Origin of the sequence: Pseudomonas sp. TWP3-1 (genome assembly GCF_049896625.1) — a bacterium.
Classification (GTDB): Bacteria; Pseudomonadota; Gammaproteobacteria; order Pseudomonadales; family Pseudomonadaceae; genus Aquipseudomonas.
The window spans coordinates 151,980-165,754 of record NZ_JAFCUQ010000003.1 but is presented as its reverse complement, the minus strand read 5'-3'; the positions used below and the strand labels follow the sequence as shown (position 1 = coordinate 165,754).

Sequence of the window (13,775 nt, the reverse complement as noted above, 5' to 3'; positions counted from 1 at the left end):
TGCGGGCATTAAAAAGGCCCTGAGTCGCGCGACTCAGGGCCTGTTCAATTCGGGCATCGATTACTTCGCAGCCTTGGGTGCCTTGGCCGGTTTGCTCGATTCAGCCGGTTCAGCAGCATCTGCCACTTCAACCGCTTCGACCGGTGCATTGATCAGCTCCGACAACGCATCGGGCTGGCTCTTGAACGCTCTGGCGAACACATCGCGGTTCTTCGCCATGAAGATCCCGACTTCTTCCACTTGCTGCTCACTCAACGACGGAACGGCTTTTTCCAGCACTTCAGCCAGCAATTCGGCGAGTTCGAGCATTTTGTCATGACGGTCAGCTTCGGCTTTATCCATGAACAAGCGCTCCAGATCTCGGCTGCTGCGGTATACCACTTCGACGGCCATTCACCACCTCACATGCCTTCATTAAGTTGTCTTAGCGACTACTGTATCTATATACAGCGAAAAGGATAAGCGAATCCCTGCGCTTTGGGTAGTGGCTTTTTAATGTAGACCGGATTTGGGCTTTGTCAGCCCGCAATTGCTGGCGAGGTGCGACCAAACGCCACGGCGCAGGTTTTATGGCGGGTCGCCATGATGCGTGGCCTTATTTCTGCATGAACACAATCGCGTGCAGAAAACCGTCACGTCCAACCTGCATCATCCGCTCGCATCGGGCTAAGGAAACATCATCGTGAAAATCAACTGGGCCGAGAGACTGCGGCAAAACGTGCATCAACTTGCGGAGTCGCTGGGCAACCTGTTCGTCGAGACCTTTCACTATCTGGCGCTGTTCGCTATCGGTGCGGTGACCGCCTATGCGGCAGTGGTCGAGTTTCTCGGGATGCTCGAAGAAGGGCACATCAAGATCGATGACATTCTGTTGCTGTTCATTTATCTGGAACTCGGAGCGATGGTCGGGATTTACTTCAAGACGAAGGTCCACATTTCTAACATTATTTTTGGTTTTTTTGCTTCGTCAAAAACTCAGAAAAATCAGAGTATTACGGCGTAAAATCCGCTTTTACAGTTTTATTGCAATTTGAATCAGGGGAAGCTGGTTATGACAGACGGTCGAAATTGGGCAGATCGCATGAGGTTGAGACTACATGCCAGTGCTAACAGCTTGGGAAACCTCGCCGTCGAGGGGTTTCACTATTTAGCATTGTTTGGCATAGGGGCGATCACCGCCTTTGCAGCTATTAAGGCTTTCATCGGAATGCTTGGGCAAGAATATATTGCCGTAGATGATATTTTGCTACTATTCATCTATCTCGAATTAGGCGCAATGGTTGGGATTTATTTTAAAACTAATCATATGCCGTTGCGGTTTTTGCTTTACATTGGTGTCACTGCATTGATTCGCTTGTTAATTAGCGATGTATCTCATCACAAGTCACCAGATATGGGGATTATTTACGTTTGTGGCGGAGTTCTTTTGCTTGCATTTTCAATCTTGGTGGTTCGATTCTCATCATCAAAGTATCCCTCAGTTAAAGAAAAAATTGAAAGCTGAGGCGCACTGGAAAGTTACGGTTGTTTGCCTGCTGGATTGAGCATTGTGAGCATTGCGAGGGTTGTTAACTGACTGCTCGTAATGCTTATTTAAAATGCTTTTAGGGTGCTTTCGGGTTTCTAGGGAGATGAGGAGCTAGCGGGGAACGGAGTTAACCAGTTTGTAAGTATTCAAGATAGGGTGTCTAAGATTTTAGTGGTAGATGTGTCTCTGGTGTACGGGATGAAGTAAGCACCTTCGTATTTTGAGTCTTTAGATATGCTTATCAATTTTTGTGGTGGGATAAAGTTGTCCTCGGAGAAAAAGTAAAAATTTGGATTGAACTGCTGTGTGTAAAACTCAGATGGGGAGCTTTTTATGAACGCGTAGTGGCTATGCTCAGCAACGCTGTTCATCCTGATAGCTGCACATTGAATAGGTCTATGTGTGCCTTTTCTAGCTGAAACTAAGTCATCGGCGTCTACCCCTATGATAAGGATTTCGCAATGTGATTTGCAGTGGTTTAGATAGTTTATATGTCCCCGGTGAAACAAGTCGAAGACCCCCGAGGTATATCCAATTTTTATAAGGGGGTTTCGATGTCTTATACTTGCAAGATCGGTAGGTAGGATTATCATTGTTATGCTTTTGAAACCTGCATGCATAGTTCTGCTAGATCGGAAATTCGATAAACTCCGAGATATATGTCTAGACTATGCTCGATAGTGTCAAGTTTTGCCTTCACTGCGGACGAAGTGATTTGTATGGCGGATTGGCTAGTATTGCCGCTGCCTAATCCAAAAATTGGTATGAATAAGCTTTTTATATCTTTATTGATTGCTGTGTCGATGGTTTTGTGTACGATGTTATTTATTGCTGTTTCATCAATTGTTGCAACTCCATTGGAGTTTTTCTTGATGGCGACGGCGAAGATTATAGTTTCAATGCCGCGGGATCTTGCCTCGTACGGGGAGTCGCACTCAATGCAAGTTCCTAGCTGAAAGTTATCAAATCTATTGTTGCTTTCTTTCCATTCCCTTATGAATTTTTCTAAATTATCGTGTGTTACATCTCCAGCAGGAGATCGGGTAGCAGCTAGATTTCTAATTCGCCCTGATACGGAAGTTCCAGTTAGTGAGCCTAAGTTAAGGTCCGTGTTTTCAGAGGTAACCACTAAGCTAATATTTGAAATTTGCGTAACGCTGCCACAATAGGCATGAATTCGCGAGTTTTTAATTGTGGCGATCTCGCCCGAATTTTTGTCAAAGATAAGCTTCCCTTCCTCAAGTGCTTGTTTTTTGTTTTGAGTTGATTTCTTAATGAAGTGCACGGCAAGCAATAGCATTACAATCGACAGGAGGAAGTTTAGCGTGTCCGAGCCCGTTATACCGCAGGTTTGTATGGGTGTCGTCCTGTTAGTGTCCGCAGTATCTACTAGCTTAATTCCTAGGTCGATAAGAGACGCAGAGCTGACCACTGCCGATGCACCGATTAAAGCAAATGCAGCTCTTCCATACTGGCATCTGCTTGTGTAATATTTAATCAGTCTGCTAAGGCTCCCAGTTAATATATACAGCAAAAGGTTTTTGTTTTTCATGGTTAGTTCTGAAGTGGTTCTGGAAGGGTTTCATGGCACCTCAGTCGAAGGTGCAGGATCAATAGTGAATTCTACTTATCAAGTAGTTCCCAGTCCAGAGGATTGGTTGGGGACGGGTGTTTATTTTTTTGTGGATGGAATTTCTTGCCCACGAGAGAATGCTGCCGAATGGGCCAGAAATAAGTTTCATCTAGGTTTTGCTGTTGTTAGAAGTCTCATAAGCGTGCCAAGGGATAAGGTTCTTGACCTGACTAGCGCTGCTGGGCTTTCTAAGTACAACAATGCAAGGGTTGAGTTTATTGAGCAAAATAAACTCGGGCTTTTCGGACGAAGGGATCTGACACTAAAAAAAAGGCGAGATATTAGACTAGATGATAGGATAGTTACAGAAGCGGTTTTGGCGCAACTTGGAGCTAAAGTTTTGATCCATAATGTTTACATTAAGAGTGCAGTTCAGCGTGAGCTTATATTGGAGTCCAGCTATCCGAATGTAACCGTCTGCAGTGTAAGTGACCTGAGTTGTATAAAATGTAGTGAGATACTGGATTCTAAAAGCTTTAAGGTTAGTTGTTGAGGTGGATCTATGTGGTTTTTGGGGAGTAAAGGTAATATTTTGATGCCTGTCAAAGTTTGTGAAATCCTACCATTTGGGTTTCCTTTTGCGGCGTATTTACATTTGATATTCAACACGAATTTTTTGGGGGTGAATACAATGAGGTTTACTCTTCCATATTGTGTCGCTAGTAAAAGTCAACATGAGAGTTCAAGTAAATAACTTCCCTTGCCCGTCGATAAATTTTTTAGCTTGCCGGTACTCTCTACCCTGCGACGTTATGTTTGTAGATGATGCATCGATATTTTCGATGACCGTCGTAACCGCAAACCCTGTTATTTTAATATCGCCTATTTCATCAAGCTCTCGACTGGTTCGCAGGATGCAGGTTATATATGTGCCATGTTGAAATGCGATATTGTCCAGTATTACGGAGTCTTTAAACTTTACATCTAGCATATGGAAACTTATAGGTTGTTTATTGTATACACCTTTCCATTTGTAATTTCCTTCTCTCAGTACTGGTGATATGATCTCTATGGTTGCCTCGGTCTCTTGGGCTTCCAGTTTGTTGCTGCTAAGGATGAAGTCTTTGAATCTTTCGCGTATTACTATCGTCTCATCAGCGTTCAGGATAGATTCGCTACTTAGTAGGTTGACGCCTATTTGTGTGATTTTGTTGTGGTTGGCTAGAAGCTCGTAGAAGTTTGATTTTCTCTTAATTATTTTTAGGTTTTTTGAGAGTGCGGAGACTGCTTTTTTTAAGGTGGTAGGCGATTGGCTGTTCGTTTTAGCTTCTTTTTTTAGAGATTCAAGATTATGCTGACTCTCCTCTATCTGGAGTCGAATCAGCTGTTTTTCTAACTCTTCTTTTTCGGATTTTAACATTAGTGGTGCTGCGGTGATCAGAGTTTGAGCCAGCATGAGTACTAGTGTTATAGATATAGAATTGTCTTGTATAATTTTCCAGAATTCCCTGAAGCCTCCCTCTTTCGATACTTCGGAAACGATCTCTATGTTGAAGCCTAATGCATCGGATATCTCTAAAATTATCGCGAGAATTTCAGTCTCGCACCTGTTTCTCAATACTGCATCGATTTGGTGAGAGTGATCTGCCAGATAGTAATGCATTTCAAACTTATCTAGATTGCTCATGCGACGCCTAAATGATCGTTATCTTGGTTGAGTTATGCGCGCTGTAGTCCATATGATCTTCGCCATTTCGCCCTGGCCTTGCATTGCATGTTAGTGATGTGTTCGTTCAGCTTATTTAAATTTCGTCCATTACGCTCAATTACTCGACGCCCTTTTACTCTGGAGTCAATAATATCAAAGCATTCAGCATAGAAATTTTTGACGGGCAGGGGAATGCCAGGTTTGTATCCTTTCTCGATCTCCATGAATCTACGAACGCATAGTGCAATTAGGTCAGATAACTGAATCATCGGATTTTTACGCGAATCGATAGGGTAACTAAATTCGACAATCCATTTAATCTTTTGGTTTGCAGGGACTTCAAAGCGGCGATTCTGTATTATTTTTTCTACACTACTATGGTGTTCTTCTTTTTCATCCATGACTATCATCCCGCGCGCAGATTGGCCAAGATTTTTTTGATGTGCCAGTTCATGTAGGTGATTAGGTAGTCAAACGATAGTAGATAAGGGTGGCAGGTATCATAGACTGTCTGATATTGACAGTTAGCATCTATTAAGCTTGATTTTTCTATTGCGTAATAATGTGCATAATGCCCGAGTTCTACAATTAATTGGAGCAGGTCTTTGACCAGTTGCAGTCTGTTTGCTATGGGGTGGTGTTCAAAGAAGCCCTCACCATTTGGCGAGAGTAGTTGATGAGAGTGAATCTCAAAATTATGAGGTACTTCATTATTGAAATAATTTGAAATTATTGCGTCCAGGCGTTCTTGTGTATTGTTCCACTTCTTGTCCGCAACGCTCATACCAGCCAATACGAATATCGGGTGCTGAGCATCCTGTAGATTGGTGCCAGTATCGCCGCTTTTATCTGGATAGAAGAAATGCATAGATTTGCTCCCTGCAATTATTTCGCCCTATAAATTCTTCTTTTGGGCGTTGATATCCGTCTTATACGAGATAGTGGCTAGATGCTACTTTGAGGGCGATGCGCGCGCCAGTGATTTTGAGCGTTACTAAAAAAGTATGAAGCTCTGACAATGGCCAGGGGAGCGCTTGGAATTTAGGGCCAGAATCGTTCTTTCGGGAAAATTAGGGAAACCCCGCAGTCAAGACCAACCACATGCCCGTGCGTTTCCTCATCTACGTAGCGATCACCGCGCTGACGAGGCTGCTGATCTCCAACGTGTCCCACCACAACCCGCCAGATATGGGCATCCTCTACCTGTGCGGTGGAATTCTGCTGCTGGCATTCTCGATTCTGGTGGTGCGTTACGCCTCGTCACAATTTCCTTCGGTGAAGATCGAACACCCGCAACGCAAGATCGGTACGGGTTCCGGTGAGCATCCGGAAGTGGAAAAAGGCGAGATTTAAAGGCCGGCCACCGGGCGTGGCTGACCTTTGATCTGTGGCGGTGGCGGGGTCAGCCCGTCGCCGCTGGTCATGGCTTCGAGGATCGCCATGGCGCTGTGGCCTTGCTCGATGGCGATGCCGAACTGAATGCTTTGCACCAGCATTTTCAAACGTTTTGGGTCGTTGCGCTGTTCAGCGCTGATCATCCGTTTCGCGACGATGCGGCCGCTATTGGACAGGGTCAGCATGATGCTGCCGTCCAGGCCCTGAATGCTCAGATTGATCTGATAGTCCGGCGCGAAGGCATCGGTAATGATCTGAAAGGGGTTGTCCATGATGCGTCACCGCCTGATTGAACGTGCAGTTGTTGACCGGCCGTGCTCGGGTTGGTTCGCCCATCCAGACCACCGGCCATTCCGTGGCCATATCGCCAATATCGCGGTTAAGGGCGTAGCAAGGGGCATGCCGGGAAAAATCCCGGACAATGAACCCGGACAAAAACAAGGCGAGCCCAGTGCTCGCCTTGTTCATTTACGGCCCGTTTCAGGGCAGGAATGAGTAGATGATCGCTGACAGTGCAATCAGGCCGATCAACACCACAAACACGTTCGACGCCTGGCCCGAATACTGGCGCAAGGCTGGCACGCGCCGGATGGCGTACATCGGCATCAGGAACAACAGGCAGGCGATCACCGGCCCGCCGAGCGTTTCGATCATGCCGAGGATGCTTGGGTTAAAGGTCGCCACGGCCCAGCAGCTGAGGATCATGAACAGCGCGGTGGCGCGGTTCAGCCAGCTCGCCGACATGACTCGGCCACGGCCGCGCAGGCTTTTCACGATCAGGCCCTGAAAGCCTTCGCTGGCGCCGATGTAGTGGCCAAGGAAGGATTTGGTGATCGCCACCAGCGCAATCAACGGCGCAGCGTAAGCGATTACCGGCGTCTGGAAGTGGTTGGCGAGGTACGACAGGATCGAGATGTTCTGCGCTTTGGCCGCTGCCAAATCTGCCGGCGACAGTGCGAGTACGCAACTGAAGCAGAAGAACATCACGGTCACGACCATCATGCCGTGGGCCATCGCGAGGATGCCGCTGCTTTTGCGTTCGGCCTGATCGCCATAGCGCTGTTTTTGATCGACGGCGAACGCCGAGATGATCGGCGAGTGGTTGAACGAGAACACCATCACCGGGATCGCCAGCCACAGAGTCTTGAACAGCACCGACATCTGCATCGGCTCTTGAGCGCTGGCAAAGAACGCGCCGTTCCAGTTCGGAATCAGGCTCAGGCCCAGCAATAGCAGCGCAGCGACGAACGGATAGACCAGCACGCTCATGGCTTTGACGATGACTTGCTGACCGCAACGCACGATGGCCATCAGACCGAGAATCAGCCCCAGCGACAGTACCGCGCGCGGTGGCGGGGCGATGTGCAATTGGTGTTCGAGGAAACTGCTCAGGGTGTTGGTCAGCGCCACGCTGTACACCAGCAGGATCGGGAAGATCGCGAAGAAGTACAGCAGCGTGATCAGTTTGCCGGCACCGATACCGAAGTGTTCTTCGACCACTTCAGTGATGTCACCAGAGCGCCCGGACAGTACGAAGCGGGTCAGGCCACGGTGCGCGAAAAACGTCATGGGGAACGCGAGCACCGCGAGTATCAGCAGCGGCCAGAAGCCGCCGACACCGGCATTGATTGGCAGGAACAAAGTGCCCGCGCCAATCGCCGTGCCGTACAGGCCAAGCATCCAGGTGGTGTCGAATTTGCTCCAGCCCTTGTGGGCGATTGCGCTTTTGCTTGTGCGGTCTACAGCGGGATTTTCGGCAGCAGGTGTACGTACATCGGTCATCGTTTTGGCCTCGTTATTATTCTTGCTCGGGCTCACGTGTTACGGGCGGTCAGGGAATGCTCCTCAGCACTCCACCCAGCTCACGGCCAGGCCGCCCCGTGAAGTCTCTTTGTATTTGTCATGCATGTCGGCGCCGGTATCGCGCATGGTGCGGATCACCCGGTCGAGGGAAATGAAGTGCTTGCCGTCGCCGCGCAGGGCCATTTGTGTGGCGTTGATCGCCTTCACCGCCGCAATCGCGTTGCGCTCGATGCAGGGCACTTGCACTAGGCCACCGACCGGGTCGCAGGTCAGGCCGAGGTTGTGTTCAAGTCCGATTTCGGCGGCGTTTTCCAGTTGCTCGGGGGTAGCACCGAGAATCTCGGCCAGACCGGCGGCGGCCATGGCGCAGGCAGAACCCACTTCACCCTGGCAGCCGACCTCGGCGCCAGAGATCGAGGCATTTTTCTTACACAGAATGCCGACAGCGGCCGCAGCCAAAAAGAATGCGACTACATCATCGTCCGACGCTTCCGGATTGAATTTCATGTAGTAGTGCAGAACCGCCGGAATGATTCCGGCTGCACCGTTGGTCGGCGCGGTGACCATGCGCCCGCCCGCCGCGTTTTCTTCGTTGACGGCGAGGGCGAACAGGTTGACCCACTCCATCGCGGACAGCGTTGAGCTGATCACGTTCGGTTTGCCGATTTCCAACAGGCTGCGGTGCAGTTTCGCCGCCCGGCGCGGAACATTCAGACCGCCGGGCAGGATGCCTTCGTGGCGCATGCCCTTTTCGACGCATTCGCGCATCACCGACCAGATGTGCAACAGGCCCTGACGGATTTCGGCGTCACTGCGCCAGGCACGTTCGTTGGCCATCATCAATTCGGAAACACGCAGGTTGTGTTGGTTGCACAGCGAGAGCAGTTCGGCAGCGCTGGAAAAATCGAACGGCAGCATCACATCGCCGGCCGGTGCTTCGCCGGATTCGGCTTCAGCCGCTTCGATGATGAAACCGCCGCCAACCGAGTAGTACGTCTGCTCGAACAATTGCGCGGATGCGCCGAAGGCTGTCAGCGACATGGCGTTAGGGTGATAGGGCAGGCTCTCGTCGAGCAGCAGCAGATCAGTGTTCCAGTCGAAAGCAATCGAGCGCTGGCCGGCGAGGGACAATTGCCCCGATTCGCGCAGTTGCTGAATGCGTGGGTCGATGGTCGTCGGATCAATGCTGTCCGGCCATTCGCCCATCAGGCCCATCACACAGGCGCGGTCAGTGGCGTGACCGACGCCAGTGGCGGACAGCGAACCGTACAAACGGATTTCCACACGCTGCACATCGAGCAGCAAATGCTGATCAATCAGGGCTTGGGCGAAGGTCGCGGCGGCGCGCATCGGGCCGACGGTGTGGGAACTGGACGGACCGATGCCGACTTTGAATAGATCGAAAACACTGATAGCCATGCTAAAGCCTTACAAGCAATGGTGTGGGAATCGCTGCCATTTTTTGTAGGACAAGCGCAATGTCGGCGATACTGCCTACCTCGCTACAGCGTGACTAACGAAACTTCCTAAGCAAGCCTTTAGCAGGACTAAATAATGAGTCGTCAATTGCATGCCCAGACTTACGTCTGGCTGCAGGTGTTTTCCTGTGCCGCGCGGCACTTGTCGTTCACCCGTTGTGCCGAGGAGTTGCACATCACACCCGGTGCGGTCAGCCAACAAATCCGACAACTGGAAGAGCGTCTGGGCCTGCGCCTGTTTCATCGCCGTGCGCGCGGTGTCGAGTTGAGCGCTGAAGGCCAGCGACTGGCCATTACCGTGAATGAGGCATACGGCAGCATCGACGCCGAATTGCGTCGGCTGGATGCGGGCATGATCAGCGGGATTCTGCGCGTGCGCTCGATTCCGTCGTTCCTCAGCAAGTGGCTGACTCCGCGCTTGCCACGCTTGCAACAGCGTTATCCGGACATTCAGCTGCGGCTGGTGGCCGAAGACAGCAGCGTGCCGTTGCACGAAGGCGATTTTGATTTGGCCATCGATTTGAACGACGGCAGCTATCCGGGGCTGTTATCCACAGCCTTGCTCGATGAACAGATTTTTCCGGTGTGCGCGCCGAGTCTATTGCGCGGGCGGCCGCCGTTGCATGGCCCGGCGGATCTGCTGCATTTTCCGTTGCTGCACGACATCACTGCCTGGCGCGGCAGCTACGAATATGCGGAGTGGGAGTTTTACCTTAATGCCATCGGCTTTGAAGGCGCCGACGTACGGCGCGGCCACACGTTCAATCGCAATCACCTGACCATCGAGGCGGCGATTGCCGGCATGGGCGTGGCAATTGCGCGACGCACATTGCTTAACGATGAGTTGGAGCGGGGGACATTGATCGTGCCGTTCGGGCTGTCGGTGCCCAATCACAAACGCTATGTACTGCTTTACGCGCCGGGAGCGTTGAGCCATCCGGGTGTGCGTGCGGTGCATGATTGGCTGGTAGAAGAAGCGGGGATATTTCGCAGCTTGCACCCGTTGGGTGATGGCCAATTGTGACTATTTTTTACTAGATCACCAGGCGACCCAACTCCCGACCTTACCAGCGCTGCGAGTGGTTGTCCGGCTTTTTTTGCGAATGAATATTTTTCTTTTTTCAGGGGTTGAAATGTTTGGTGGTCGGGCCGATTGTTGTAATCAAGAGGTCACGAAAACCATATTCACGGCCTCTCGCGAGCTAGCTGAAATAAGGGATGAACTATGCAAATCCAAGTCAACAGCGATAACCATATTCAAAGTAGTCAACGACTGGAGGAGTGGGTACGCACCACCATTGAGAGCACGCTCGAACGTTACGAAGAAGACCTGACCCGTATCGAAGTCCATCTGAGCGACGAGAACGGTGACAAACCTGGTCCGCATGATTTGCGCTGCCAACTGGAAGCGCGGCCAAAAGGTCATCAGCCGATTTCCGTTACCCATAAAGCCGATTCGCTGGAGCTGGCGATCGACGGCGCAGCCGAAAAACTCGAGCACGCGCTGGATCATCTGTTTGGCAAACTGCGCGGCAAGCCACGTGCTGCGGTAGTGCCATTCAAGAGCAAAGCCAACGACAAGTTGCTGGAGGAAGAATTTCTGGAGAACGAGCAGGCAGCACTTAACAGTTGATGCGTTGATTCTTTAATTCACCTGATGATGACGGGCCTGCAGATGCAGGCCCGTTTTGGTTTGTGGGGTTGTTGGAATTGCGCAAGGCTTGAGATCCAGCCCCCTCACCCCAGCCCTCTCCCCCAGGGGGGCGAGGGGGAAAGGGAGCCGATCTTCATGTTTTTCAAGACCTGAGTTCGACTCGATATCTCAGGTCGGTGTACCTCGAAAGAACACCTCGGTCAGTCCCCTCTCCCTCCGGGCGGTCCGACGTTTCGGGAGGGTTAGGGTGAGGGGCTTTTAAATCCTCAGAACGCCACCGACGTTTGCACGTAAACAGTCCGCGGCTCACCCACATACTTACCCTTGTTGTTGTCATCAAACGAGCGCGTGAAGTACTGGGTATTGAAAATATTCTTCACCCCCACCGCGACATTCAAATCCGACAATTGCGGGCCGAAGTCATACCCGGCACGGCTGCTGAACAACATATAGCCGGGGATCTTGCCGGTGCTGCCGTCAGCGCTTTCCTTCGAGGTATTGGCGTTGTCGGCAAACTGGTCGCTCTGGAAGCTGCTGTCCAGATTCAGTTTCCATGCGCCTTCGGTGTAACCCACACCCAGAGTGCCTTTGTGTTTCGACGCGAACGGCACACGATTGCCTTTGTTCGGCCCGTCCTCGCGGATGGTCGCGTCAACAAAAGCGTAACTGGCGTACACATCGAAACCCGCCAGCGCCGGGCTCAAGTCATCCAGCGCGTAGTTGACGCTGGTCTCGATGCCCTGATGACGAGTCTCGCCGCGAGCGATCACCGAGTCGTTGGTCTGGTTACTTTCGTATTGGTTGTCGAAGTTGATCAGGAACGCACCGATCTCCGCACGCAACGCGCCGTTGTCGTAGCGCGTACCGAGTTCCCAGGTGCGCGCCTTCTCCGGTTTCACTTCGCCGCTGCTCACGCGATTGGGCATCTGGCTGTATTGCACGCTGCCGAACGAGCCTTCGGTGTTGGCGTACAGATTCCAGCTGTCGGTCAGGTGATATAGCACGTTGAGCGCCGGCAGCGCGGTGTTGTAGTCGCCTTTGTATTTGACGGTGGTCAGATTGTTAGTCTGCTGCGACTCAATCATCTCGTAGCGCACGCCCGGCGTGATGGTCCACTTGCCAATATCGATGCGGTCATCAATGAAGAATGCGTTGGCCTCGGTGCCGCCACGGGTGTCGCGGTCGTTGCGGCTGTCGGTGGTGGGGTATTCGTTGCTGGCAATCGGCGTGCGATAACGCAGCTCGTGGCCGGCCTCGTTGATGTAGCGATAGCCAACGCCTACTTCATGGCTGGTCGGGCCGAGGTCGAAACCTTGCGCGAAGCGGGTTTCCAGACCGCGCACCCAATACTCGCGCGGCGACAGCGACAGGAACGAACCCTGATCCAGATAGCCGCTGCGCAGGGTCTTGGTGAAGAAGGTGTTGGCGGTGAATTCGCGGCGATCTTCCTGATAGCGATAGCCGAAATTGAACATTGTGCGACGACCCCAGAACTGGTCTTTCTTGCGCGTGGACTGATACGGATCAGCGTCGTAATCGGCAACGTTCAGACCACCGGGCATGTCCGCCTTGCCTTCGTAATACTGTGCCATGGCGTTGAAGCTGTTGGCGTCGTCGAGCTGGTATTTGCCCTTGAGGATCAGGTCGTCGATTTCAGTATCGCTGTGCTCACGCCAGTCGCCACCACGAGTGCCGGAGTACAGCAGCGCGCCGCCCAGACCATTTTCATTGGTGCCACCGGCCAGCAGGTTGGCGCTGGTCTTGAAGCCGTCGTGGCTTGAAGAAGGACTGGTTTCAGTCTGGAAACCACCCTTGACCGTCGGTTCATCGGGGATCGCGCGAGTCACGAAGTTGACCACGCCACCGACGTTCTGCGGGCCATAACGCACCGCGCCGCCACCACGCACCACATCCACCGCGTCCATGTTGCCCATGCTGATCGGCGCGAACGACAGCTGCGGCTGACCATACGGTGCGAATGGCACCGGAATGCCGTCCATCAACACCGTGGAACGCGCAGCCAGGCGCGGATTGAGACCGCGAATGCCGAAATTCAGCGCCATGTCGTGGCTGCCGGTGCCGTTGTTTTCTGGCGCATTGACGCCGGGAATGCGGTTGAGCACGTCACGCGCCTGCGTCGCGCCTTGGCGTTCGAACTCTTCGCGACGGATCACGTCACGCGCGCCCGGATGCTCGAAGACGTTGATCTGCGCCGCATCTCCCAGCCAGTCGCCAACGACTTTCGAGGTGTCCAGCTCCAGCGCCGCATCGTTCGATGATTGCAGGCTGAAAGCATTGCCGCCCTCGGCGCGGGCTTGCAGGCCGGTGCCTTCGAGCAGCGCGTTCAGACCTTGTTCCGGCGTGTAACTGCCTTCCAGCCCTCGGCTTTGCACGCCAGTGGTGACTTGCGAGCCGAAAGAAATCAGCACGCCGGCTTCACGGCCGAACTGGTTTAACGCATTTTCCAGAGACGAAGGGGCAATGTGGTAAGCCTGGCTGTCGGCGGAGTGCGCCAGCGGCAGAACGCTGAAACTCAGGCTGGCGCCAAGGATGAGATTGCGCAGAGTGCGGGCCAGAGGCGTGAGGCGGGTGGGCTGCATGAAGGACGATCCTGAGAAGGTTGAATCAAAGGGGGC

The 13,775-nt window shown here is 52.2% G+C and carries 11 protein-coding genes and 4 pseudogenes; 6 read left to right on the top strand and 9 right to left on the bottom strand.

What is annotated here, in order from left to right; all coding sequences use genetic code 11:
- Positions 1–153: 153 nt before the first annotated feature.
- Positions 154–393: pseudogene (locus ACP7BN_RS06025) on the bottom strand (YebG family protein); the annotation flags it as partial.
- Positions 394–682: 289 nt separating this feature from the next.
- On the opposite strand from ACP7BN_RS06025, the pseudogene ACP7BN_RS06020 reads away from it, so the two are divergent.
- Positions 683–925, top strand: a pseudogene (locus ACP7BN_RS06020) (phosphate-starvation-inducible PsiE family protein); the annotation flags it as partial.
- Between the two features lie 126 nt (positions 926–1,051).
- Positions 1,052–1,504 carry a phosphate-starvation-inducible protein PsiE gene (locus ACP7BN_RS06015; protein WP_426202458.1) on the top strand — a complete coding sequence of 151 codons (453 nt, stop codon included), beginning with the start codon at positions 1,052–1,054 and terminating at the stop codon, positions 1,502–1,504.
- A 170-nt stretch (positions 1,505–1,674) separates the two neighbouring features.
- Here the strand turns inward: ACP7BN_RS06015 and ACP7BN_RS06010 are convergent, their stop codons facing one another.
- Together ACP7BN_RS06010 and ACP7BN_RS06005 are read right to left on the bottom strand one after the other, a co-directional pair.
- Positions 1,675–2,121 carry an adenylyltransferase/cytidyltransferase family protein gene (locus ACP7BN_RS06010; RefSeq protein ID WP_426202456.1) on the bottom strand — a complete coding sequence of 149 codons (447 nt, stop codon included), beginning with the start codon at positions 2,119–2,121 and terminating at the stop codon, positions 1,675–1,677.
- Between the two features lie 2 nt (positions 2,122–2,123).
- Positions 2,124–3,080, bottom strand: coding sequence for a hypothetical protein (locus tag ACP7BN_RS06005; RefSeq protein WP_426202454.1), 957 nt, complete (start codon positions 3,078–3,080; stop codon positions 2,124–2,126).
- On the opposite strand from ACP7BN_RS06005, the gene ACP7BN_RS06000 reads away from it, so the two are divergent.
- Entirely contained in the window at positions 3,079–3,654 is a 576-nt protein-coding gene (locus ACP7BN_RS06000) for a hypothetical protein (protein WP_426202453.1), read from the top strand. The genes ACP7BN_RS06005 and ACP7BN_RS06000 overlap by 2 nt on opposite strands.
- A 189-nt stretch (positions 3,655–3,843) precedes the next feature.
- Here ACP7BN_RS06000 and ACP7BN_RS05995 read toward each other — a convergent pair whose 3' ends face one another.
- Positions 3,844–4,788: a hypothetical protein gene (locus ACP7BN_RS05995; RefSeq protein ID WP_426202450.1), complete on the bottom strand. Its 945-nt coding sequence runs from the start codon at positions 4,786–4,788 to the stop codon at positions 3,844–3,846.
- Positions 4,789–4,820: 32 nt separating this feature from the next.
- Positions 4,821–5,677, bottom strand: a pseudogene (locus tag ACP7BN_RS05990) (DUF3800 domain-containing protein).
- Between the two features lie 221 nt (positions 5,678–5,898).
- On the opposite strand from ACP7BN_RS05990, the pseudogene ACP7BN_RS05985 reads away from it, so the two are divergent.
- Positions 5,899–6,162: pseudogene (locus ACP7BN_RS05985) on the top strand (phosphate-starvation-inducible protein PsiE); the annotation flags it as partial.
- On the opposite strand, the gene ACP7BN_RS05980 reads toward ACP7BN_RS05985, so the two are convergent.
- The 3 genes from ACP7BN_RS05980 to ACP7BN_RS05970 all read right to left on the bottom strand — a co-directional run bounded on the left by ACP7BN_RS05980 (position 6,159) and on the right by ACP7BN_RS05970 (position 9,426).
- Positions 6,159–6,476, bottom strand: a complete 318-nt coding sequence (locus ACP7BN_RS05980; RefSeq protein ID WP_426202448.1) for a DUF3509 domain-containing protein — start codon at positions 6,474–6,476, stop codon at positions 6,159–6,161. The pseudogene ACP7BN_RS05985 and the gene ACP7BN_RS05980 sit on opposite strands and share 4 nt — an antisense overlap.
- Before the next feature lie 208 nt (positions 6,477–6,684).
- Positions 6,685–7,986 (bottom strand): HAAAP family serine/threonine permease, encoded by a 1,302-nt coding sequence (locus ACP7BN_RS05975; RefSeq protein ID WP_426202445.1) that lies wholly within the window; start codon positions 7,984–7,986, stop codon positions 6,685–6,687.
- Positions 7,987–8,049: 63 nt separating this feature from the next.
- Positions 8,050–9,426, bottom strand: coding sequence for an L-serine ammonia-lyase (locus ACP7BN_RS05970; RefSeq protein WP_426202444.1), 1,377 nt, complete (start codon positions 9,424–9,426; stop codon positions 8,050–8,052).
- Positions 9,427–9,561: 135 nt separating this feature from the next.
- Here ACP7BN_RS05970 and ACP7BN_RS05965 point away from each other — a divergent pair, with 135 nt between their 5' ends.
- Both ACP7BN_RS05965 and ACP7BN_RS05960 read left to right on the top strand, forming a co-directional pair.
- The gene (locus tag ACP7BN_RS05965) at positions 9,562–10,509 is read left to right on the top strand and encodes a LysR substrate-binding domain-containing protein (protein WP_420647684.1); all 948 of its coding nucleotides are present in this window, start codon (positions 9,562–9,564) and stop codon (positions 10,507–10,509) included.
- A 201-nt stretch (positions 10,510–10,710) separates the two neighbouring features.
- Positions 10,711–11,118 carry an HPF/RaiA family ribosome-associated protein gene (locus ACP7BN_RS05960; protein ID WP_426202442.1) on the top strand — a complete coding sequence of 136 codons (408 nt, stop codon included), beginning with the start codon at positions 10,711–10,713 and terminating at the stop codon, positions 11,116–11,118.
- A gap of 287 nt (positions 11,119–11,405) precedes the next feature.
- Here ACP7BN_RS05960 and fecA read toward each other — a convergent pair whose 3' ends face one another.
- Entirely contained in the window at positions 11,406–13,739 is a 2,334-nt protein-coding gene (fecA, locus tag ACP7BN_RS05955; RefSeq protein WP_426202440.1) for a TonB-dependent Fe(3+) dicitrate receptor FecA, read from the bottom strand.
- Between the last annotated feature and the right edge of the window lie 36 nt (positions 13,740–13,775).

Bases quoted from the DNA above. Each gene is read 5' to 3' on its own strand.
- ACP7BN_RS06015 (WP_426202458.1), top strand. From the start codon at position 1,052: ATGACAGACGGTCGAAATTGGGCAGATCGCATGAGGTTGAGACTACAT.
- ACP7BN_RS06010 (WP_426202456.1), bottom strand. From the start codon at position 2,121: ATGATAATCCTACCTACCGATCTTGCAAGTATAAGACATCGAAACCCC.
- ACP7BN_RS06000 (WP_426202453.1), top strand. From the start codon at position 3,079: ATGGTTAGTTCTGAAGTGGTTCTGGAAGGGTTTCATGGCACCTCAGTC.
- ACP7BN_RS06005 (WP_426202454.1), bottom strand. From the start codon at position 3,080: ATGAAAAACAAAAACCTTTTGCTGTATATATTAACTGGGAGCCTTAGC.
- ACP7BN_RS05995 (WP_426202450.1), bottom strand. From the start codon at position 4,788: ATGAGCAATCTAGATAAGTTTGAAATGCATTACTATCTGGCAGATCAC.
- ACP7BN_RS05980 (WP_426202448.1), bottom strand. From the start codon at position 6,476: ATGGACAACCCCTTTCAGATCATTACCGATGCCTTCGCGCCGGACTAT.
- ACP7BN_RS05975 (WP_426202445.1), bottom strand. From the start codon at position 7,986: ATGACCGATGTACGTACACCTGCTGCCGAAAATCCCGCTGTAGACCGC.
- ACP7BN_RS05970 (WP_426202444.1), bottom strand. From the start codon at position 9,426: ATGGCTATCAGTGTTTTCGATCTATTCAAAGTCGGCATCGGTCCGTCC.
- ACP7BN_RS05965 (WP_420647684.1), top strand. From the start codon at position 9,562: ATGAGTCGTCAATTGCATGCCCAGACTTACGTCTGGCTGCAGGTGTTT.
- ACP7BN_RS05960 (WP_426202442.1), top strand. From the start codon at position 10,711: ATGCAAATCCAAGTCAACAGCGATAACCATATTCAAAGTAGTCAACGA.
- fecA (WP_426202440.1), bottom strand. From the start codon at position 13,739: ATGCAGCCCACCCGCCTCACGCCTCTGGCCCGCACTCTGCGCAATCTC.